Source organism: Roseomonas gilardii, from assembly GCF_001941945.1.
In the GTDB taxonomy this organism is placed as follows: Bacteria; Pseudomonadota; Alphaproteobacteria; order Acetobacterales; family Acetobacteraceae; genus Roseomonas.
The window spans coordinates 404920-426495 of sequence record NZ_CP015583.1; the positions used below are offsets into that span (position 1 = coordinate 404920).

12 protein-coding genes are annotated in these 21576 nt (G+C 72.8%); 11 read left to right on the forward strand and 1 reads right to left on the reverse strand.

Annotated features, from left to right (window positions below):
- The first annotated feature begins 308 nt into the window (after positions 1-308).
- The 6 genes from RGI145_RS01825 (at position 309) to RGI145_RS01850 (ending at position 14655) form a co-directional block, all read left to right on the forward strand.
- Entirely contained in the window at positions 309-1994 is a 1686-nt protein-coding gene (locus RGI145_RS01825) for a glycosyltransferase family 4 protein (protein WP_075796994.1), read from the forward strand.
- 9 nt (positions 1995-2003) lie between these two features.
- Positions 2004-9533, forward strand: a complete 7530-nt coding sequence (locus RGI145_RS01830) for a type I polyketide synthase (protein WP_083670288.1) — start codon at positions 2004-2006, stop codon at positions 9531-9533.
- Entirely contained in the window at positions 9530-10912 is a 1383-nt protein-coding gene (locus RGI145_RS01835; RefSeq protein WP_075796996.1) for an aminotransferase class I/II-fold pyridoxal phosphate-dependent enzyme, read from the forward strand. Before RGI145_RS01830 ends, RGI145_RS01835 begins: the two co-directional genes overlap by 4 nt.
- A gap of 29 nt (positions 10913-10941) precedes the next feature.
- Complete coding sequence (locus RGI145_RS01840) at positions 10942-12123, forward strand: GNAT family N-acetyltransferase (protein ID WP_075796997.1); 1182 nt, start codon at positions 10942-10944, stop codon at positions 12121-12123.
- Positions 12120-13502: a capsule biosynthesis protein gene (locus RGI145_RS01845; RefSeq protein WP_075796998.1), complete on the forward strand. Its 1383-nt coding sequence runs from the start codon at positions 12120-12122 to the stop codon at positions 13500-13502. The genes RGI145_RS01840 and RGI145_RS01845 overlap by 4 nt, the downstream gene beginning before the upstream one ends.
- A gap of 322 nt (positions 13503-13824) precedes the next feature.
- Positions 13825-14655: a transglutaminase-like domain-containing protein gene (locus RGI145_RS01850; RefSeq protein ID WP_075796999.1), complete on the forward strand. Its 831-nt coding sequence runs from the start codon at positions 13825-13827 to the stop codon at positions 14653-14655.
- Between the two features lie 98 nt (positions 14656-14753).
- Here the strand turns inward: RGI145_RS01850 and RGI145_RS01855 are convergent, their stop codons facing one another.
- Entirely contained in the window at positions 14754-16529 is a 1776-nt protein-coding gene (locus tag RGI145_RS01855) for a capsular polysaccharide export protein, LipB/KpsS family (RefSeq protein ID WP_075797000.1), read from the reverse strand.
- Between the two features lie 118 nt (positions 16530-16647).
- On the opposite strand from RGI145_RS01855, the gene RGI145_RS01860 reads away from it, so the two are divergent.
- From RGI145_RS01860 to RGI145_RS01880, 5 genes are all read left to right on the forward strand, one after another.
- A complete protein-coding gene (locus RGI145_RS01860; protein WP_167668222.1) occupies positions 16648-17028 on the forward strand; it encodes a DVU3141 family protein in 381 nt (126 codons plus the stop codon).
- Between the two features lie 6 nt (positions 17029-17034).
- The gene (locus tag RGI145_RS01865) at positions 17035-17835 is read left to right on the forward strand and encodes an ABC transporter permease (protein ID WP_083670292.1); all 801 of its coding nucleotides are present in this window, start codon (positions 17035-17037) and stop codon (positions 17833-17835) included.
- Between the two features lie 4 nt (positions 17836-17839).
- The gene (locus RGI145_RS01870) at positions 17840-18487 is read left to right on the forward strand and encodes an ABC transporter ATP-binding protein (protein WP_075797002.1); all 648 of its coding nucleotides are present in this window, start codon (positions 17840-17842) and stop codon (positions 18485-18487) included.
- The gene (locus RGI145_RS01875) at positions 18450-19649 is read left to right on the forward strand and encodes a KpsE/RkpR family capsule polysaccharide export protein (RefSeq protein ID WP_237183166.1); all 1200 of its coding nucleotides are present in this window, start codon (positions 18450-18452) and stop codon (positions 19647-19649) included. The genes RGI145_RS01870 and RGI145_RS01875 overlap by 38 nt, the downstream gene beginning before the upstream one ends.
- A gap of 66 nt (positions 19650-19715) precedes the next feature.
- A complete protein-coding gene (locus RGI145_RS01880) occupies positions 19716-21494 on the forward strand; it encodes a polysaccharide biosynthesis/export family protein (RefSeq protein WP_237183167.1) in 1779 nt (592 codons plus the stop codon).
- Positions 21495-21576: the final 82 nt, after the last annotated feature.

Here is a 21576-nt window from a genome sequence, read left to right on the forward strand (position 1 = left end):
AGATGCGCGGCAACGGATGCGGCGCGCGTCACCATAGACTGAATCGGTCCCGGCCAGGACCACCTGTCACCGCACGCGGCGAGCGTGGCGCCGCATGGAACACCCCTTCTCCTCCCATGGAGCCGTTCTCGCCACAACCCCGGACCTCCGCGCGTGGCAACGTGAGGTCACAGTGGGAGCGGAATCATACCCACTCCATATTGCAATGCAGAAGAAATACTTCCTTAAGGTTGTAATTAACGTTTATGATACACCCATAGAGGGATGGACCGGTTGGTGCATGCCCCTGAACCGACAGGAGCGCCAAGATGGATGCCACGCCATCGGTTCTCGACCGGCAATGGTCCCTGGTCCAGCCCCTCCGCGCGGAAAGCGGCGAGGGTTTCCATGCGGCTCCGGGTGTGGTGCTGGACATCTCCCGCCTGCTCGCCCGCGGCCGCAAAGTCGCACCCTCCGGGATCGATCGGGTCGAACTCGCCTATGCGCGCCGCTGGGCGGCCATGCCGGAGGACCGTTGCGTCTTCGTGGCTGGCGCCCTGTCCGGCGCCTGGTCCGTGCTGCCTCGCCGTGCGGTGGAGGAGCTGGTGGCGGCCCTCTCCATCTCCTGGTGCGGCACGCCCGCCGCTCCTCCGCCTCCCTGGTTCCCGCACGGTCCGTCCATGGCCGGAGGGGGGGCCGGAGGGGAGGGCTGGCAGGATCGCTGGGAAAGCCAGGACGAGATCCAGGCCGGGATGCAGCGGGAGGCGCAGCGGGACGCGGAACGGATCGCCACCCGCCTCCGCCTGCTCGCCGGCCTGGGCCTCGGCGCCGGGCAGCTCGCTCCCCGCCTCGGTCGCCTGGGCGCTCGCCGCGCCTTCCTGTTGGTCTCCCACCGGGCGCTGGAACGGCCCGGCCCGATCCAGGCGATGCGGGCCCGGGGCTGCGCCTTCGTGCCGCTGATCCATGACCTGATCCCCGCGACCCATCCGGAATATGCCCGTCCGGGACAGTCGGCGCGGCACCTGCGGCGGATCGACACCACCGCCCGCCTCGCCGATGGGGTGATCGTGAATTCCACCGACACCGCCGAGGTGCTGGCCCCCCATCTGCGCATCCGCCCGGTGCCCCCGCCGGTGATCGTGGCCCCCCTTGGCATCGAGACCACCGGCGTCGTGAGCGCCATGGGCCAGGGGGTCGTGACCCAAGACATCGTGACCCAGGGCGCCGTGACCCAGGGCGCCGTGATCCAGGGTGTCGGCGCGCGGTCCCTGCGGCACGCCGCCGCCACTGCCGAACGGCCTGGCGGACCGGCCCCCTATTTTGTCACCCTCGGCACCATCGAGCCTCGCAAGAACCACCTGCTGCTTCTGCATCTCTGGCGCGACTTCGTGCGCGCCGGCGCCGCCGGCCTTGGCGGCCCGGTGCCGCGCCTGCTGATCATCGGACGGCGTGGCTGGGAGAACGAGAACATCATCGACATCCTGGAGCGCAGCGCCGTCCTGCGCGGGACGGTCGAGGAACTCGGTCAGCTCTCCGACACCCGGATGGCCGCGCTGCTGAGCGGTGCCCGGGCGCTGCTCTTCCCCTCCTTCGTGGAGGGCTACGGCCTGCCGCTGGCCGAGGCCCTGGCCCTCGGCGTGCCGGCGATCTGTTCCGACCTGCCCGCGCTGCGCGAGGTCGGAGGCCCGGTGCCGCATTATCTCGACCCGCTGGACGGCGCCGGCTGGCGCGCCGCGATCCTGGACTATGCCCGGCCCGGCAGTGCCGCCCGCGCCGCCCAGGCCACCCGGCTGCAGAACTGGCGGCCGCCGGGCTGGGACTCCCATTTCCGCCAGGTGGACGCCATGCTGGAGCATGTGACCCGTCCCCGGCCCGGCAGCGGGTCCGCCGCCTCGCCTCCTGCCACGGCCTTTCGCCGCTGGCCCGGCTGGCGCACCACCGCAACCCCGGAAATCTCTTCCGCATCCGGAAAAATTTCCTGGGTTCCCCTCGCAACCCACGGATACGCAACGTAAGATTGCGGAATGCCGGTGGCAAAAAACTCCCAAAAGAATCGTGTGAAAAATTCGCAACGGAAGGTTGTCCCGATCGCCATTGTCGGGGCGGCCTGTCGTTTCCCCGGGGCGCCGGACCTGGAATCCTTCTGGCGCCTGATGGCGGAAGGCCGCGACGCGGTCTCCACCCTGCCGGAGGACCGCTTCTCCCAGGCCCGGTTCCACCACCCCCGCAAGGGGGAGCCCGGCCGCGCCTATACCTTCGCCGCCGGGCATCTGGGCGACATCGCCGGCTTCGACGCCCGGGCCTTCGGCCTGTCCCCGCGCGAGGCCGCGGAGGCCGACCCGCAGCAACGCCTGCTGTTGGAGGTCGCGGCCGAGGCCATCGAGGATTCCGGCATGCCCGCCAGCAGCCTGGCCGGGCGGCCGGTCGGCGTCTGGATCGGCGGCTCCTCCACCGACTATGCCGAATTGCGGCTCTCCGACCCCTCGGGGGCGGACCGCTACTTCATGACCGGCAACACGCTGTCGATCCTGGCCAACCGGCTCACCAACGTCTTCGACCTGCGCGGCCCGGCCCAGACGGTGGACACGGCCTGCTCCTCCGCCCTGGTGGCCCTGCATCACGCGCTGCGCGCCCTGGCCCATGGCGATGCCGAGTTGGCGCTGGTGGGAGGCGTGCAACTGCTGCTCTCGCCCTATGCCTTCATGGGCTTCTCCCGGGCCTCGATGCTCTCGCCCACCGGCAGGTGCCGCGCCTTCGACGCCACCGCCGACGGCTATGTCCGGGCCGAGGGCGCGGGCGTGGTGGTGCTGAAGCCGCTCGACCGCGCCCTGGCCGAGGGGGACCAGGTGCGCGCCGTGCTGCTCGCCTCCGGCGTCAACAGCGCCGGCCGTACCATTGGCCTGTCCCTCCCCAATGGCGAGGCCCAGGCCGCGCTGATGGCCCGCGTGATGCGCGAGGCCGAGGTGGAGCCGGAGCAGTTCGGCTATTTCGAGGCGCACGGCACCGGCACCCAGGCGGGCGACCCGATCGAGACCTGGGCGATCGGCGAGGCCATCGCGAAGCGCCGCCGCGCGCCGTTGCCGGTGGGTTCGGTGAAGACCAATATCGGCCATACCGAGCCCGCCTCCGGCATGGCCGGGCTGCTGAAGGCGATGCTGGTGCTGGAACGCCGCAGCATCCCGCCCAGCCTGCATTTCTCCACCCCCAACCCGAACATCGCCTTCGACCGGCTGAACCTGCATGTGCCGGTGGCGGAGGAGCCGCTGCGCCTCGGTGGCCGCCCGGCCCGCCGGCGCGGGGACCCGGCGCCGGTGGTGGGGGTGAACTCCTTCGGCTTCGGCGGCACCAATGCCTCGGTGATCCTGGCCGCCGCGCCGGTGACGGCCACGGAGGAGCCCGGCCCAGGAGAGGTTCCCGCGCCCGTCGCCGCCCCGCTGCCGCCCCTGCTGCTCTCCGCCCGCTCCCCCGCCGCGCTGCGCCTCCTGGCTGGGCGCTGGCAGGCGCGGCTGGCGGAAACGCCGGACGAGGACCTTCCCGCCCTGTTGCGGGGTGCCGCCCGGCACCGCGACCTGCAGCCACACCGCCTCGCCCTGCGCGGCCGCGGCGCCGCGGAACTCGCCGCCGCCCTGGCCGACTGGTCGGAGGGGCGCGACAGCCCCGCCACCACCGAGGGTCAGGCCCCCGCGGTGTCCGACCTCCCGGCGGGCGGCCTTGCCTTCGTCTTCTCCGGCAACGGCTCGCAGTTCCCCGGCATGGCGCGCGAAGCGCTGGCCGCCAGCCCCGCCCTGCGCGCCGGTCTGGAGGAGGCCGATGCCGCCCTGGCGCCGCTGCTTGGCTGGTCGCCCGCCGCCCGCCTCGCCGCCGGCGTCTCCGAGGCGGAGGTCGCCGGCACCGACATCGCCCAGCCGCTGCTCTTCGCCATCCAGGCCGCCCTGCTGCGCGCCCTGGCGGGGGAGGGGCTGCGCCCCGCTTTGGTCCTCGGCCATTCGGTCGGCGAGGCCGCCGCCGCGCTCGCCGCCGGCATCCTGGACATGGACCAGGCCGCGCGCCTCGTGGTGGCCCGTTCCGCCGCGCAGCACCGCACCCGTGGCCAGGGCCGCATGGCCGCCCTGGCCCTGCCGCCCGAGGAGGCCGCGCCGCTGCTGGCGGAGGCCGGTCCGGGCCTGGAGATCGCCGCCCGCAACGCCCCCCGCGCCGTCACCGTGGCCGGTCCCGCCGGGGCGATCGCCCGCCTGGCCGAGCTGGCGAAGGCCCAGCGCGCGAACTGCGTGCCGCTCGACCTCGACTACGCCTTCCATTCCGCCGCCATGGAGCCGGTGCGGGAGGCCCTGCTTGGCGCCCTCGGCGCCATGGCGCCACGCCACGGCACCATCCCCTTCATCTCCACCGTCACCGGCGCTCCGCTGCCCGGCGAGGCGGCGGATGCGGAATACTGGTGGCGTAACCTGCGCGCCCCGGTGCGCTTCGCCGAAGCCACGGCGGCGGCGCTGGGGCAGGGGGCCCGGCTCTTCCTGGAGATCGGCCCCAACCCGGTCCTGCAATCCTATCTGCGCGAGGGCGCCCGCACCGCCGGCCTTTCCGCCGGGACGGTGTTCAGCCTGTCCCGCCGCGATCGCCCGGAGGCCTTTCCCGGCGGCGACCCCATCCCCGCCATCGCCGACCGCGCCACCACGCGCGGCGCCGACCCGCGTGGCGGCGCGCTCTTCCAAGGCCCGACCCGCCGCGACCTGCCCCTCACGCCCTTCGCGCGCGAACGCCACTGGCTGGCCATGACGGCGGAAAGCGAGCGCCTGCACGACGCGCCGCGCGACCACCGCCTGCTGGGGGAGCGCCGCGACCCGGAGCCACGGCTCTGGAGCCGCGAGCTCGACACGCTGCTGGAGCCCTGGCTGGCCGACCACCGCCTGGGCGGGGAGCCGGTGCTGCCGGCCGCCGCCATGCTGGAGATGGCTCTCGCCGCCGCCGCCCTGCGCTTCCCCGAGGCACCGGCGCTGGAGGTCGCGACCTTCCAGATCCTCCGCCCCCTGCCGCTCTCCGACAGCGAGGCCCGGCAGGTGCGCCTGCGCCTCGCCGATGACGGCATCGTCACCCTGGAAAGCCGTCTGCGCCTGGCCGAGGCCGCCTGGACGCTGCATGCCCGCGGCCGGCTGGGCGAGGCCGGGGAAGCCGCGCTGCCCGATGCCCCCGCCCTGGCCCTGGCCGCACCGGACGAGATGACGGGCGCGGAGATCACCGCGCTCGCTGCCCGCCTTGGCCTGGATTACGGCCCGGCCTTCCGTCCGGTCGCCGCCCTGGCCGCCGAGGATGGGCAAGCGGTGCTCCGTCTCGCGCTGCCCGAATCCGCCCCGCCGGACGAGGGCTTCCACCTTCACCCCGTCCGCCTCGACGGCGCGTTGCAGGGGCTGATCGGCCTGCTGGCGCCGCAGTTCCCGGTTCGCGCCGAGGCGCTGCCGGAGGGCGAGGCCCTTGTCCCCGTCCGCTTCGAGCGGCTGGTCTTCCGCCGTGGCGCCGCCCCGGCGGACAGCGCGGAGCTGCGCCTCGCCAGCCTGGGCGAGCGTTCCGCCGAGGCCACCCTCCTGCTGCGCGATGCCGCCGGTCAGGTGGTGGCCTTCGCCCAGGGCGTGACCCTGCAGCGCCTGCGCCTCGCGCGCGGCGAGGAAGCCCCGCTGCGCGCTTTCCGGCTGGAGGACGTGCCGGTCGCCGATCCCTCCCTGCCGGCCCCGGAACCCGCGCTGGCCGCCGCGCTGGCCGCCGCGATGCGGGCCGACGAGCGGCTGGACCTCAGCGAATCCGCCCTGCTGCTCGAAGGCTGGGCCGGCGCGCTGGCGCAGCGCGCGCTGTCCGCGCTGCCCGCGGCTCGCCCCCTCGCGCCTTCCGCGCCGGCCACCCCCCTGGCGAACGGGCTGTGGCAGGCCCTGGCGGAGGACGGGCTGGCCCACCATGACGGCACCGGCTGGCGCCTGCTGCCGCAGGAGGATCTGCCGGCGCCCGAGGAGATCTGGCAGTCCGTCCTGGCCGAGCAACCCTCGCTGGCGCATGACCTCGCCTGGCTCGCCCTGGCGGCGGAACACCTGCCCGGCAGCCTCGCCGGCCATGTCCCCACTCTGCCGCTGGCCCCGCCCGACCTCGCCGGCGGCCAGGACCGGTTGGCCGAGGCCGCCGCCGCCGCTGCCGCCGCACTGGCCACCGCTTGGCCCGCCGACCGGCCGTTGCGCGTGCTCGACCTCGGCGGCGCCGCGCTGACCCGCCACCTGCTCGCCGCCCTGGCCGAGACCGGCCGCGCCGTCACCCTGCTGGTGGCCGGCGAAGGGCGCCCGCTGCCGGAGGCGCGCGGCGGCGTGACGCCCGAGGCCCTGGCCTGGGACCCGCTCTCGGATCAGCCCGCCCCCGTGGCGGCGGATCTGGTGGCCGGCATCGGCGCCGCGCTGCGCGCACGCTGCGGCACCGGCCTCCTCGCCCGCCTCGCTCCCGCTTTGGCCGAGGGCGGCACCCTGCTGCTGGCCGAGCCGCTGCCCGGCCGCCTCTTCGACCTCGCTTTGGGGCAGGAGCCCGGCTGGTGGTCGGGCCGCCCGCTGCCGGATGCCACGGAATGGCGCGCCGCCCTGGCGCCGGAGGCCGGTTGGCAACACGCCCAGGCCGAGCCGCTGCGTGCCGCCCCCTGGCCCGCCCTGCTGCTGCTCGCCGCCCGCCCGGCCCCCTGTCCCTCCGTGGCGGGCGCCATGCCCGGCACCGCCCGCCCGCTGCTCCTGGCCGATGCCGGCGCCGCCGCGCTACGCGATGCCCTGGCCGGGGAATTCGCCGCCGCCTTGCCGGACGCGCTCCGCGACGGCGGGCGGCTGGAGGACGCCACCGCGCTGCCGGCCCGCGAACTGCGAGGGACCGAACTGCTGGTCCTGGCCGCGCCCGACGAAGCGGCCCTTCCTGCCACCCTGGCCTCCCTGGCCCGGCTGGCCGAGGCGGCCCAGGGCGCGGTTCGCCGCTTCACCCTGGTCATCGCGGGTGGCCCGGCCCATCCGGCCGCCGAGGCCCTGCGCGCCTTCGCCCGTGGTTTGGCCAACGAGATGCCGGACCTCGCCCCGCGCCGCATCCTGCTGGACACCGCCCTGGAACCGCGCGCGGCGGCGGCCCGCCTGCTGCCGGAGCTTCTCGCCCCGGCTGCGGAGCCCGAGCTGCTGATCGGGGCCGCCGCCCGCCGCGCCCCGCGCCTGCGCCCCGGTGCCGCCGATCCGCGTCCGCCCTGCGCGCCGGCTCGCCTCGCGGTGCGGCAGCCGGGGCAGCTCGGCACCCTGGCCTGGGAGGCGCTGCCGCCGGTCCAGCACCATATGCTCGGCCAAGGGCTCGCCCAGGGCGAGATCGCCGTGCGCGTCGAGGCCGCCGGTCTGAACTTCCGCGACCTGATGTGGGCCCAGGGCCTGCTGCCGGAGGAGACCCTGCGCGACGGCTTCGCCGGCCCCGGCCTCGGCATGGAATTCGCGGGCGTGGTCGAGGCCGTGGGCCCCGGCACCGCGCTGCATCCCGGCGCCCGTGTCTTCGGCTTCGCGCCGCGCGCCCTCGCCTCCCATGCCGTGACCCGGGCCGAGGCCGTGGCACCGATGCCGGAGGGCATGGGTTTCGCCGCCGCCGCCACCGCCCCCGTGGCCTTCCTCACCGCCCTCTGGTCGCTGGAGGCCTGCGCCCGCCTCCAGCCCGGCGAGCGCGTCCTGGTCCATGGCGGCGCCGGGGCGGTCGGCCTCGCCGCGTTGCAGGTCGCCCGCGCCGCCGGGGCCGAGGTGGCGATGACCGCCGGCACCGAGGCCAAGCGCGCCTTCCTGCGCGCCGCCGGGGCCGATCTGGTGCTGGACAGCCGCGATGCCGGCTTCGCCGACCATCTCCGCCGCCACTGGCCGGATGGGGTGGACGTGGTGCTCAACAGCCTAGCGGGGGAGGCGATGGAGCGCTCCATCGCCCTGCTGCGCCCCTGGGGCCGCTTCGTGGAGCTGGGCAAGCGCGACTATGCCGAGGACCGCCGCATCGCGCTGCGCCCCTTCCGCCGCAACATCAGCTATTTCGGCGTGGACGTGGACCAGCTCCCGGCCGCCCGCCCGGCCGAGGCCCAGCGGCTGATCGAGAGCCTGCGCGACCGCCTTTCGCGCGGCGAGCTGCTGCCCCTGCCGCGCCTGACCCGCCGGGCGGAGGAGGTCGAGGACGCCTTCCGCCTGCTCCAGGCCAGCGCGCAGATCGGCAAGATCGTGATCCTGCCGCCGCGCCTCCAGGCGGCGGAGAAGCCGGACTGGACCCCGCCGGAGGGGATCGTCCTTGTCACCGGCGGCACCGGCGGCTTCGGACTGGAATGCGCCAAGTGGCTCGCCGCCAGCGGTGCCGGGCGCCTCGCCCTGATCTCCCGGCGCGGCCCCGCCACGCCGGGCATCGAGGCCGCGCTGGTGGCATTGGGTGCCCTGGGCGCGCGGGCCTCGGCCCATGCCTGCGACGCCGCCGATCCCCAGGCCCTGGCCGCGTTGCTGGGCACGCTGCGGCGCGAGGGCCCCATCGCCGGCCTGGTCCATGCCGCCGCGGTCTTCGACGACGGCGCCCTGGCCTCGCTCGACGCGCCACGCTTCGCCGCCGTGCTGGCCCCCAAGCTGGGGGCGGCCCTGAATCTCGACCGGCTGACGCGGCGCGATCCGCTGGAGCTCTTCCTGCTCTTCTCCTCGGCCACCACGCCGCTCGGCAATCCGGGGCAGGGCAACTACGTCGCCGCCAATGCCGGGCTGGAGGCCCTGGCCCGCGCCCGCCGCGCCGCCGGGCGGCCTGCCCTGGCTGTCGGCTGGGGCCCCATCGCCGATGCCGGCATCCTGGCCCGCGAATCCGGCACCGCCGCCACCCTGGCCCGCCGTCTGGGCGTGGAGCCGATGGCGTCGCGGGAGGCGCTGGACAGCCTGCCGGCGCTGCTGTCCGGGGACCGGCCCGTGGTGCATCTCGCCCGGCTCGGCTGGCGACGCCTGGGCGCCGCCCTGCCGGTGCTGCGCGAACCCGCCTTCGCCCCGGTGCGCGAGGCCGGTGGGACGGGCGCCGAGGTCGGCGACATGCGCGCCCATCTCGCCGCCCTGCCGCCCGAGGAGGCCCGCGCCCTGCTGGTCCGCATCGGCGCCGAGGAACTCGGCCGCATCCTGCGCCTGCCGCCCGAATCCCTGGCCGCCGACACGCCTGTGGCGCGGCTGGGGCTGGACAGCCTGGGCGGGCTGGAATTGCGCGGCGCGCTGGAGCAACGCCTGGGCCTGTCCGTCCCCCTGGCCAGCGTGACCGACGACCTGACCCTCGGCTCCCTCGCCGCCCGCGTGGTCGATGGCCTGCGCGGCGGCGGCGAGGAGGCCCAAGTCGCCATGCTGCTGGAGCATTTCGAGCCTTCGCGCCCTCCGGAGGGGATGGGCGGCGAGGCCGCGCCGGCGCCGGCATCCCGCGATGACGTCCACCGCGGCCCTCTTCCCGCCGCTTCCCGGCACGATTCCTCTGGCGGCCCGCATCCCGGCGCCTCCGGCGGCCAGCCCCTGACCACCGAGGGAGAGACCGCCCGATGACCCAGTCCTTCGGCCTCACCACCACCGCCCGCCTGGCGCTGCTGCAGCGCCTGGCCAAGCGGCGCGCGCACCAGGACGAGGCGCGTGCCGGACAGGGACATAACGGGGGAGGCCATGCGGAGGGCCACGGGGCGGGGCGGGAGGGCCGGGGCCACGGCACCCGCAGCCGCTTCGCCGACCTGCCCGGCATGCGCGACTTCGCGCTGATGCAGACGGCGGTGGAGGCGCTCTCGCTGGAAAGCCCCTTCTTCCGCCCCCATGCCGGCGTCGCCGGGGCGCGGACCACCATCGGCAACAGCCGCTACCTCAACTTCTCCTCCTACAACTACCTCGGCCTGAACGGCGATCCGCGCGTCACCGGCGCGGCCAAGGCGGCGATCGACCGCTATGGCGTCTCGCCCTCCGCCTCCCGCCTCGTTTCCGGCGAGCGCCCGGTCCATGCCGAGCTCGAATCCCTGCTGGCGGAGAACTATGGTGCCGAGGCAGCGCTCTGCATGGTCTCCGGCCATGCCACCAACGTCACCGTCATCGGCCACCTGATGGGCGCACGCGACGTCATCGTCCACGACGCCGCCATCCACAATTCCTGCACCGAGGGCGCCCGCCTTTCCGGCGCCCGCCGCATCCCCTTCGCCCACAACGACTGGCGCGCCGCTGAACGCGCGCTGGAGGGCGCCCGCCGCGCCGCAGGCCGAGCCCTGCTGGTGATCGAAGGGCACTATTCCATGGATGGCGATGTCCCCGACCTCGCCCGCTTCGTGGAGATCGCCCGCCGCCACGACGCCTGGCTGATGGTGGACGAGGCCCATTCCCTGGGCGTGCTCGGCCCCACCGGCCGCGGCATCTTCGAGGCCCAGGGCGTCGATCCCGCCGGCGTCGATATCTGGATGGGTACGCTCAGCAAGACCCTGTCCGGCTGCGGCGGCTTCATCGCGGCGCAGCGCGACCTGATCGAATGGCTGCGCCACACCGCGCCGGGCTTCGTCTATTCCGTCGGCCTGCCGCCCAACCTCGCCGCCGCCGCCAGCGAGTCCCTGCGCATCATGCGGGCCGAGCCCTGGCGCGTGGAGAAGCTCCAGCACAACGCACGCCACTTCCGCGACCGCGCGCGTGCCATGGGCTTCGACACCGGCTCCTCCGAGGGCCATGCCATCGTGCCCGTCATCACCGGCTCCTCGGTGAAGGCCGCGCGCCTGTCCGTCGCGATGTTCGAGCGCGGCGTGAACGTGCAGCCCATCGTCTTTCCCGCCGTGCCGGAACAGTCCGCCCGCCTGCGCTTCTTCCTCTGCGCCGAGCATGAGACGGCGGATCTGGACCGCGCGCTGGAGGCGCTGGCCGATGCCATGGCCAGCCTCTCGCCGCTGGAGGTTCCAGGCTGACCACGCTCGCCACATCGCCGGCCGGGACGATGGCCGCGCCCGCCATGGCGCGGGCATCGGCCCCGCTCCGCATCGTCGGGATCGCCTCGGCGCCGGAAGCGGCCACCTGGCTCGACCTGCCCGCGCGCCTGGGCGGGGAGGCGGCGGGCTGGAGCGTGCCCCTGCTCTTCGAGAGCCGCCGCGTCTTCGATCCCGGCTTCAACACTGCCCTGGGCGAATGGCGCATCGCCCGCTTCCTGGCCCTGCGCGGCGCGGAACCGGTGGGCCGCATCTGCGCCGCCCTGCCACGCGACGGCTCCACCGGCGGCATCGGCCATTTCGGCTTCCTGGCCTGCGAGGAGGACCACGCCATCCTGCGTGCCCTGCTCGGCGCCGCCGCCGCGCAGCTCGCCGCCTGGGGCGCCACGGCCCTGCGCGGTCCCTTCTCCTTCTCGGTGAACCACGAGATCGGCCTGCGCGTCGAAGGTGGCGAGGCGCCGATGCTGCGCATGCCCCGCAACCCCGCCTGGCTGCCGCCCCTGCTGGAAGAGGCCGGCGCCCCGCTCGGCCTGCAGCGGGAGAAGGACGTGCTCGCCTGCACGCTGGACGTCGCCGCCGAGACCCACCGCGCCCGCTTCGCTTCCCTCCAGGCCCTCTGGCCGGGACGCGACCGCCTCTGCATCCGCCCGCACGACCCCTGGCGGCTGGGCGAGGAGGTCGGGCTGATCCGCGCGCTCTACAACGATGCCTGGGCGGAGAACTGGGCCGCCCAGCCGGTCACCGAGGCCGAGGCGGACACGATGCGCCGCCTCCTGCGCCCGCTGCTCGCCTCCGGCCGCGTGTTCTTCGCCGAATGGGAAGGGGAGCCGATCGGCCTCTGCGCCGTGGTGCCGAACCTGGAGGAAGTCTCCCACCGGCTCGGTGGCCGCCTCTGGCCCACCGGCTGGCTCGGCATGGCCGGCGCGCTCGCCGGCCGCACCACCTCCGCCCGCATCCCCCTGCTCGGCATCCGCCGCGCTTTCCGCCGCAGCCAGGTTTCGCGCATGGCCGTCGGCGCTCTGCTGTCCGAGGCCATCGCCCTGGCGGAGCGCCGTGGCTGGCATCGCCTTGAGACCTCCTGGGTGCTGGAGGACAACGCCCCGATGCTGGCCGCGATGACACGGCTGCGCGCGCCCGTGACCGGGCGCTGGCGTGTCTGGCGCGCCCCGCTGGAGGCAGTCCCTCCCGCATGAACGCCATCGCCACCGCGCGCGCCGGCACCCCGCCGCCCGGGCACAAGTCCTTCCTGTTCCTGCAGGGGCCGATCAGCCCCTTCTTCCGCATGGTCGGCGCGGAGCTGCGCGCCCTCGGCCATGACGTGCTGCGCGTGAACCTCAATGCGGGCGACTGGCTGATCTGGCACGGCCCCGACGCCGTGAACTACCGCGGCCGACCTGGTGACTGGCCCGCCTGGTTCGAGGCGCTCTGCGAGGAGCGGCAGGCCACCGACCTTGTGCTGCTCGGCGAGCAGCGCCCCCAGCACAAGGCCGCCATCGCCATCGCCCGCCGCCGTGGCATGCGCGTCGTGGCCACGGATTTCGGCTATATCCGCCCCGACTGGATCGTCCTGGAACGCGACGGCATGAATGCCGAGAGCCGTTTCCCGCGCGATCCGGAAACCATCGTCGAGATGGGCCGCAACCTGCCGCCGCCCGACCTCGTCGTGCATCACCGCGACAGCTTTCCGCGCCAGGCCGCCTGGGACATCGCCTATCACCTCACGGCGATGCTGCGCTGGCCCTTTCCGCACCACCGCAGCCACCAGCTCTATCATCCCATCCCGGTCTATGCGGGCACGCTGCTGCGTCTGCTGACCCGCCGCCACGACAACCGCCGCGCCGACGCCATCGTGCGCGCGTTGCAGGGCCAGGGCCCGCTCTTCCTCTTCGCCATGCAGATGGAGACGGACTTCTCCCTGCGGGCCTATTCCCACTATCCCGACCTCGACACGGCGATGGAGGAGGTGATGGAATCCTTCGCTCGCCATGCACCTGTCGAGGCGAAGCTGCTGGTCAAGGTCCATCCGCTCGATCCCGGCATCAAGCGCTGGAAGCGCCGTGTCCGCCGCATTGCCGGCCGCCATGGCGTCGGCGACCGCGTACATTACCTGGGCGGCGGCAATCTCGGCCATATCACCGAGAGCGTGCAGGGCGTCATCACCGTCAACAGCACCGTCGGCCTGCGCGCGCTGATCGACAACCTGCCCACCCACGCGCTGGGACAGGCGATCTACAAGATCCCCGGTCTCACCCATGCCGGGCCGCTCGACGCCTTCTGGCGCGACCCGCCCCGCCCCGACATGGCGCTGCGAGAGGGCTTCCTGCGCGGCATCGCCCACTGCCTGCATATCCGCGGCGTCTACTATGCTAAGGAAGGTCTGGACGTCGCCGTGCGGCAGGCCACCCACCGCCTGCACCACGGGCTGCTGAATGCCCCCGTGCTGGACTTCACCGCCGCCTTGCCCCTGCCGTCCCTGGCCGCGCAAGCGCCCCCCATCGGCGGCGCCACCAACCCGATCCTCTCTCCGGCGCCCTGCCCGGCGGAGCCGTCGGTGCCGGTTTCCGCGGCCTGACGTCCTGCCCGGGGAGCCTGCCCCAGCGGCAACGGGTTTCTCCGGGAACAGCGACAAGGCGTCCTGCCCGGACAGGTCAAGAAGCCACTGCCGGCAAGGGGATGACGCGCATCTGCCCGATCCGGAGGATGGCATCGGTGTATCCGACCTGTCGGCAGCGCCGCCAGTAATCCCAACGGACCGTCTTGGTGTCTGATGAATCGGGACGTCTCAAATATACATCGTCCAAAATAAAAATCAGCCCGAATACCTCAAAAGGATCGAATTTGCGGGAATGGGCAAAGAATTTGTGCTAAGAGGATGGCCGGACGAGGAGCAGCACGTGCATATCCAGGTCGGCTACGAGATTACCTATGAACTGCCGCAGCCCACTCCCATGGTTCTGATGCTGAACATCCATCCGGATCGCGCCGGGGATATTCTGGTTCCTGAAGCGCTGCGTTGTGATCCTCCTGTCCCTGTCGCTCCGTACAGGGATGGGTTCGGCAATCTCGGTTCCCGCCTGACCGCACCGGCGGGACGCTTCGTCCTCTCGAACAAGGCGCTGGTCCAGGACACGGGACTGCCCGACATCCTGGTGCCGGACGCGGCGGAACACGGTGTGGCCGATCTGCCGGATGAGGCGATAGGCTTCCTGCTGGGAAGCCGGTACTGCGAGGTGGATCTGCTGGCGGCGACCGCCTGGCGGCTGTTCGGGGATGTTCCGCCGGGCTGGGCGCGCGTGCAGGCGATCTGTGACTTCGTCCATCGGCACATCGCCTTCGACTACCAGGCGGCGCGTTCCACCAGGACGGCGTCGGAAGCCTATGACGAGGGCCGTGGCGTCTGCCGTGACTACGCACATCTCGCGATCGCCTTCTGTCGCGGCCTGAACATCCCGGCGCGCTACTGCACGGGCTATCTCGGAGACATGGGGACGCCGCAGCCATGGGGCGTTCCCGATTTCGCGGCCTGGTTCGAGGTCTATCTGGGCGGTGGCTGGCACACCTTCGACGCGCGCAACAACACGCCCCGTATCGGGCGCATCCTGTTGGCGAGAGGCCGGGACGCCACGGATGTCGCGATCACAACGACATTCGGCTCCCATTACCTCGCCGGCTTCAAGGTCCAGACCGACGAAGTGCCGGATGCGGAAGTGGCCAGGGTCGGTTAGGGCGGACCGCGTCCGGATGGAATCATCCGGGCGCATGAAGATGCTCCCAGAACAATGACTGGAGTGGTTGGAGTGAGCCGGGGCGAACGGGAACCGCGCTAGCGCCGCCCCGACAGCCGCGCGATCCACCGCCGGACCCGCCCTTCCAGCCCGCGATGCAGGGTCAGCGGCGAGAGCTTCCAGGCCCTGGGGTCTTCCATCCGCTCCAGGATCAGCTCCACCGGGCAGGGCAGCAGCGTCACCGGGTCGATGTAGCGCGGGTAGAGGATCAGCACCGCCGCCACCAGCTCCTCCAGCGAGCGCGCCACGCCGCGCCGCCCGGCGGGAAAGCCCTCCGGCGCCCGGTCCTCGGTCAGCCCCCAGCCGGCATAGAAGGGCCGCCCATAGGTCACCACCGGCACGTCGCGCAGCAGCGCCTCGAAGCCCGAGAGCGAGGTCAGCGTGTGCACCTCGTCCACCAGCGGGAACAGGCCGGAGAGCGGCGCCCCCAGCACCACCTGGTCCGCCACCGCCGCCAGCTCCGCCGCCGCGATCCGCCCCTTGCGGAACCCGGCCTCCAGGTCCGGATGCGGCTTGTACAGGATGAACCCCTCCGGCCGCGCTGCCCGCACTGCCCGCAGCAGCGCGAGGTTGGACTGGATCGCCCCGCCGCCGCAGCGCACCGAGGCGTCGTCCTGCACCTGCCCGGGCACCAGCAGCACGCGCCGCCCCGCCGGCGCCGTGATGGGCGGGACCTCCCCGCCCAGGTGGTACTTGCCGATGCCACGCGCCACGATCGCCGCGCGCAGGGTCTTCGCCCGCGCCAGCAGCCGCCGGTCCGTCACGCCCCGCTGCAGGATCAGCTCCAGATCCGAGGGTTGCGCCGGGTCGTAATAGGCGCCCCGCCCGTCGAGGCAGTAGGAGGCCCCCGGCAGGAACCGCGCGCCCAGCCCGCGCGAGCGCAGGAAGCCGTCCTCCAGCGCCAGCACCGGTATGCCTCCCGCGCGCAGCCCAGGCTTCTCGCGCGAGGCCCAGACGGCGATCCCGTCGGCCCCGCCCTGCTTTCGCGCCGCCCGCGCCACCCGCAACGCGCCCTCCGCGCTTTCCGCGAAGCGCGGGGCCGAGCCGTCGTCGCGTCCCAGCAGCGCCCCGACCTGCGCCCGCTTCCAGCGCGCGATGCCCAGGCAGACCGAGACGCGGCGGTTCTCCCGCTCCCGCTCCCGCCAGAAGCGCAGCAGCTCCATCGCCTCGGGCAAGGGCAGGGGACGGTGCCGGAACGGGTCCGCCGCCCGCGCCTCCGCCAAGTCACCCGTCATGTCAGCGGGGGGCGCGTCGGGACAGGGGAGGCCCGCGATCCGCGCCAGCACCGCCATGGCCCGCCCGGCGCCCCGCATCTCCGTGGCGATGTCGATCAGGCTCCAGGGCGAGACGCGCGGCTCCAGCCGTGGCACGCCCGGCACGGCCCCGGGCAGGAACCCCGTCCAGGGATCGCGCGCCAGCGCCGCCCGGCCCCCTTCCGCCAGGACCTGCCGCGCCGCCGCCTCCGTGAAGCAGAGCGCATGTCCCCGCGCAGCCTCGTCCAGCGCCTTTCCGCCCGGATCGGGCAGGCCGGGCGGCCCGCCCAGCCGGTGGCGCCGCGCCAGCGCCGCCGCCTCGTCCCGCTCATCCCGTCCGGCGGTCCCCGCCAGGCCGGGCGCGAAGAGAACCACTGGCGCCCGGTGCCCGGCGAAGCCCGGCGGATCGAAGGGGGAGGGGGAGACGCGCTGCACCAGCCCCGCCCAGCCCCGCGGCACCGGATCACCCTCCCGCAGCAGCAACGGCCCCACCCCGTCCCGTTCCGGGACAAGCACGGTATCGGGCCAGAAGCCGGACAGGTGTGGCCAGGAAGCCAGCATCGCGTCCGTAACCGTGAGGGGAGTGGCCAATTTCATCCGTTAACCATTTTACTCGCAGTTGCGGGATCGGCTACCTTAGGTAGATGAAATGCCGGTCAACCTTTCGGATTTTCGCGGTATGAGAGTGTTTCTGCTCCTTCTTCCGCTCCTGCTGGCCGGGTGCGGCGGGCGTGGGATCGGGCTGACCTGGGAGGCCGCGCCGGCCGCCGCCTCCGCCGCGAGCCCCAACCTGCCGATGCCGCCGGCCCGCCAGGCGGATGCGATCGGCGCCTTCGTCGGGCAGGCCCAGCCGGGCCAGCAGGCCAGCCTGCCCCTGCCCGATGGCGGCCGGGTCGCCAGCGTGCGGGTGGTGCGCGCCTATGATGCCGCCTCGGGCCGCCCCTGCCGCGAGGTGCAGATCGGCGGCGCCCCCGGCAGCCGCGTCTATTGCCAGGACCCCGCCCTTGGCTGGGTGCCGACCCGCCCGCTGCTCAGCGGCGGGACCTTCGGGCAGTTGTGACCTGACGTGAGCATCTCCTACGGGGAAAAGCCGAGCCTTCTCGAATCCTTCCGCGTGCAGCGCGCCGTGGTGGGGGCCCTGTTCATGCGCGAGCTGCACACGCGCTTCGGCCGCCACAATATCGGCTTCCTCTGGCTTTTCCTCGAACCGCTGACCCTGGGCACGGCGGTGGGCATGCTCCACTCCCTGTCGGGGCACGACATGCCGGGGGGCATCAACCCCTTCCTGTTCTCGATGTTCGGCTATGTGCCCTTCTTCGTCTTCCGCTCCGTCGTCACCCGCGCGCCGACCGCCATCCATTCCAACCTGACCCTGCTCTACCACCAGCGCGTGACGCTGCTGGACATCATGCTGGCGCGGAACATCCTGGAATCCTCCGCCATCCTCGGCGTGATCATGGTGATCGTCGCGGTCTGCTCCTTTGTCGCGGAGATGCCGCCGGCCAATCCCGGCCTGCTGATCCTCGGCGTGGCCTGCATGATCCTGCTCAGCCACGGCCTCTCGCTCCTGCTGGCCTCGGCCGGCGGCCGCTGGGAAGGCTTCGAGCGCCTGGTCCACCCCGTCACCTACCTGCTGATGCCCGTCTCCGGCGCCTTTTTCGCGCTGAACTGGTTCTCCCCGGAATGGCGGGAGATCCTGCTCTGGATGCCGCTGATCAACATCCACGAGATGATCCGCGATGGCCAGTTCGGCGACCAGCTCCCTTCCTACTACGACACGGTCTACATCCTCGAATGGATCGTCGGCAGCAACGTCGCCGGGATGCTCGCGCTGCGCGCCGTCCGCAGCAAGCTGAGCATGTACTGACGCCATGCTGGTGCTGGAGAACGTCTGGAAGGCCTACCACACCCGCGCCGGGGTGAAGCAGGTGTTGCAGGGCGTGAACATGGTGGTCCATCCGGGCGACGCGGTCGGCATCCTCGGCCGCAACGGCGCCGGCAAGTCCACCCTGCTGCGCATTTTCGCCGGGGTGGAGATGCCGACGGTCGGCCGGGTCTGGAAGGACATGTCGGTGAGCTGGCCGCTCGCCTCCGGCATCGGCGTGCAGGGCAGCCTGACCGGCGCCGACAATGCCCGCTTCATCGCCCGCGTCTATGGCATCCCGGTGCGGCAGGTCCTCGACTACGTGCAGGACTTCGCCGAACTCGGCCCCTATTTCCACGAGCCCGTCCGCACCTATTCCGCCGGCATGATGAGCCGCCTCCTGCTCGGCCTCTCCTTCGCGGTGGACTTCGACTGCTACCTGGTGGACGAGGCGGTGGGCGCCGGCGACGCCCGCTTCGTGGACCGCACGCACCAGGCCATGGAGGAGCGCCTGTCCCGCTCCGCCCTGCTGATGGTCTCCCACAGCCCGGAACAGGTCCGCCTCTTCTGCCGGACGGCCGGCGTGCTCCGCCAGGGCCGCCTGGATTTCTACGAGGATGTCGATGAAGCTATCGCCGCCTATCAGTCCCTTTGACGCGACAGGCGGCCTCGAGGGCAGCAGCGTCCTGCCGCCGCTGCCGCGCCGCCGCGGCCGGCTGCAGGCCCTGCTGCACCGCTACCGCCTGGTGCTGCTGGTTATCGGCCTGCCGATGCTCATCGCCTCCACCTATTTCCTCCTGGTCGCCACGCCACAGTACCAGAGCGAGGCGCGCTTCCTCGTCCGCACCCGCTCCGGCGGTCCCACCGCCTCCAGCGCGCTCGGCTCGCTGCTGACCTCGGCCGGATTCACCTCCTCCAACGAGGACGCGCTGGCGATCGTGGACTTCATCAAGTCCCGCGACGCGCTGGACGGGGTGCAGCAGAAGCTGAACCTGGTGGAGCTCTGGCGCCGGCCCGAGGCGGATCTCGTGGCCCGGCTCTGGGACAGCGACCCGCCGGCCGAACGGCTGCTCAAGTACTACAAGCGCATGGTCAGCGTCGCGCATGACAGCTCCTCCGGCACGGTCACGCTCAGCGTGCGCGCCTTCCGGGCGGAGGATGCCCAGGCCGTCACTGAGGCGCTGCTCGGCCTTTCGGAAGGTCTCGTGAACAGGCTCGGCGACCGCGCGCGGGAGAACACGCTGAACGTCGCCCGCGCCGAGGTCACGCGCGCCGAACAGCGCGTGATCGCGGCGCGCGAGGCGGTGACCGGCTTCCGCGTCCGCGAGCGTCTTGTCGATCCGGCGAGCGAGGCCAAGGCCAGCCTCGACATCGTGGCCAAGCTGGAGGCCACGCTGACCCAGGCGCGCGCCGAGCTGATCGAGAAGACCGCCTATCTGCGCCCCGGCAATCCGGAGCTGCGCAACGTGCAGAACCGGATCGACGCGCTGGAGCGCCAGATCGCCATCGAGCGCGCCCGCATCACGGCCGACGGACAGCAGTCGCTGCCGCAGCAGCTCGCGGGCTATGAGCGCCTGCTGCTGGAGCGGGAATTCGCCGACAAGCAACTCGCCTCCGCCACCGCCTCGCTGGAGACGGCGCGGGTGGATGCGCAGCGCCAGGCTCTCTTCCTGGCCCGCGTGGTGGAGCCGAACATGGCCCAGGAGGCCGAGTATCCGAAGGCCGGCTTCATCCTGATCAGCCTCCTCGCGATCCTCTGCGTGCTCTACGCGATGGGCTGGCTCGTCGTCGCCGGCGTTCGGGAACACGCCTCCTGATCCCCGGGGAGGGGGCTCAGGGGGAGAGAACGGGATGGCGTCACTGTTGTTTGGGGGATGCATGAGATGCGTGCGCTGATCCTGGCCGCGGCCCTTCTGGTGCCGCTGTCGCTGACTGCCGCCAAGGCACAGACCCTGCCGCAGATGCTGCAGCAGTCGCAGCAGACGGTGGGGCAAGCCGTGCCCGGCCGCCTGTCCGGCCAGAGCGCCAATGGCGGCGGGGCGGACAATTCGCTGGCTCCGTCGCAGATCGACCGGCTCCTCGGCAACGAGACGCAGATCAACCGCGAGGGCTCGGCCACCGAGGCCGAGGGCGGCGCCAACGCCACCGGCCCGCTGGCGGAGCCCGACCGCTTCCCCGGCCCGACCCGCGCCGTCTTCGGCGCCTCCCTCTTCACCCGCAATTCCCCCAGCGCCATCGACGCGCCGACGCCGAACTACCGCATCGCCCCCGGCGACCGCGTCAGCGTCCGCGTCTGGGGCGCGGTGGAGGCCGAGGCGGTCGGCCAGGTCGATCCCGACGGCAACCTCTTCCTGCCCTCGATCGGCCCGATCCGCATCGCCGGCACCCGCTCGGGCGACCTGCAGAAGGTCGTGGAATCCGAGGTCCGCCGCATCTACACGCAGCAGGTCCAGGTCTATGCCGTGCTGCTGAACGCCAACCGCATCGGCGTCTTCGTCACCGGCTTCGTCCGCACCCCCGGCCGCCACACCGGCTCCGGCGCCGAGACGGTGCTGGACTTCCTGGTGCGCGCCGGCGGCGTCGATCCGGTGCGCGGCTCCTTCCGCGACATCTCCGTCCAGCGCGGCGGCCGCACCGTCGCGAAGATCGACCTCTATGCCTTCCTGCTGCGCGGCCAGCTTCCCGCCATCACCATGCAGGACAACGACACCATCATCGTGGCCAGGCAGGGCGCGCTGGTGGGCGTCAACGGCTCGGTCCGCAACAACTACCTGTTCGAGGTGCCGGGCCGCGCCATGTCCGGTGCCGAGCTGATCGACCTCGCGGCACCCCTGCCGGCGGCCACCAACGTGGTCGTGCGCGGCACCCGCAACGGCCAGCCCTATGCCCGCTACGTCACCACGGCGCAGCTCCGCAGCCTCTCCCTGAGCGACCAGGACGTGGTGAGCTTCATCACCGACGCCCCGCCGCCCACGGTGCGCGTGAACATCGAGGGCAGCCGTATCGGCCCCTCCGTGCTGATCGCGGAGCGCGATGTCGGGCTCTGCCAGCTCCTCGACTACGTGTCGGTGGACCCGCGCCTGGCCGACACCGCCTCGGTCTATCTGCTACGCCCGCGCATCGCCGCGCAGCAGCAGCGCGCGCTGAACGAATCTCTCGACCGGTTGGAACGGCAGCTCTTCATGTCCACCGCCGCCACCACCGGCGTGGCGGAGATCCGCAACACCGAGGCCCAGCTCGTGCTCGGCTACATCCAGCGCGGCCGCCGCATCAAGCCGGAGGGACGGCTCGTCGTTTCCGACCGCAACGGCCGCTGCGCCGATGTGCGGCTGGAGGATGGCGACACCATCGTGATCCCCGAGCGCAGCCAGACCGTCATGGTGGCGGGCGAGGTCCTTTCCCCTACCACTGTCGTCTGGCGCGCCGGCATGACGGTGCAGCAGTATATCGACCAGGCCGGCGGCTTCGCCGACCGGGGCGACATCCGCAACATCATGATCCGGAAGGCCAGCGGCGAGATCATCCTTGACCCGGCCGTGGGGCCGAGCCCGGGCGACGAGCTGATCGCCATGCCCCGGCTCGATCCGAAATACTTCCAGATCGGCCGCGACCTGCTCAGCCTGATCTACCAGTCCGCCGTGGCGGCCTACTACTTCCGCTGAGGCTCTCGCCCCTCCGGGGGAGAGGTCCCTGGGCCGGGCGGCGGCGCAACCGCCGCCCGGACCGCCGGGTGACATTTTCGTT

What these genes read in the sequence shown, in the direction of transcription:
- RGI145_RS01830 (WP_083670288.1), top strand. Translation starts at nt 2,004, where the DNA reads ATGCCGGTGGCAAAAAACTCCCAAAAGAATCGTGTGAAAAATTCGCAA.
- RGI145_RS01825 (WP_075796994.1), top strand. Translation starts at nt 309, where the DNA reads ATGGATGCCACGCCATCGGTTCTCGACCGGCAATGGTCCCTGGTCCAG.
- RGI145_RS01855 (WP_075797000.1), bottom strand. Translation starts at nt 16,529, where the DNA reads ATGCTGGCTTCCTGGCCACACCTGTCCGGCTTCTGGCCCGATACCGTG.
- RGI145_RS01840 (WP_075796997.1), top strand. Translation starts at nt 10,942, where the DNA reads ATGGCCGCGCCCGCCATGGCGCGGGCATCGGCCCCGCTCCGCATCGTC.
- RGI145_RS01845 (WP_075796998.1), top strand. Translation starts at nt 12,120, where the DNA reads ATGAACGCCATCGCCACCGCGCGCGCCGGCACCCCGCCGCCCGGGCAC.
- RGI145_RS01870 (WP_075797002.1), top strand. Translation starts at nt 17,840, where the DNA reads ATGCTGGTGCTGGAGAACGTCTGGAAGGCCTACCACACCCGCGCCGGG.
- RGI145_RS01875 (WP_237183166.1), top strand. Translation starts at nt 18,450, where the DNA reads ATGTCGATGAAGCTATCGCCGCCTATCAGTCCCTTTGACGCGACAGGC.
- RGI145_RS01860 (WP_167668222.1), top strand. Translation starts at nt 16,648, where the DNA reads ATGAGAGTGTTTCTGCTCCTTCTTCCGCTCCTGCTGGCCGGGTGCGGC.
- RGI145_RS01880 (WP_237183167.1), top strand. Translation starts at nt 19,716, where the DNA reads ATGCGTGCGCTGATCCTGGCCGCGGCCCTTCTGGTGCCGCTGTCGCTG.
- RGI145_RS01835 (WP_075796996.1), top strand. Translation starts at nt 9,530, where the DNA reads ATGACCCAGTCCTTCGGCCTCACCACCACCGCCCGCCTGGCGCTGCTG.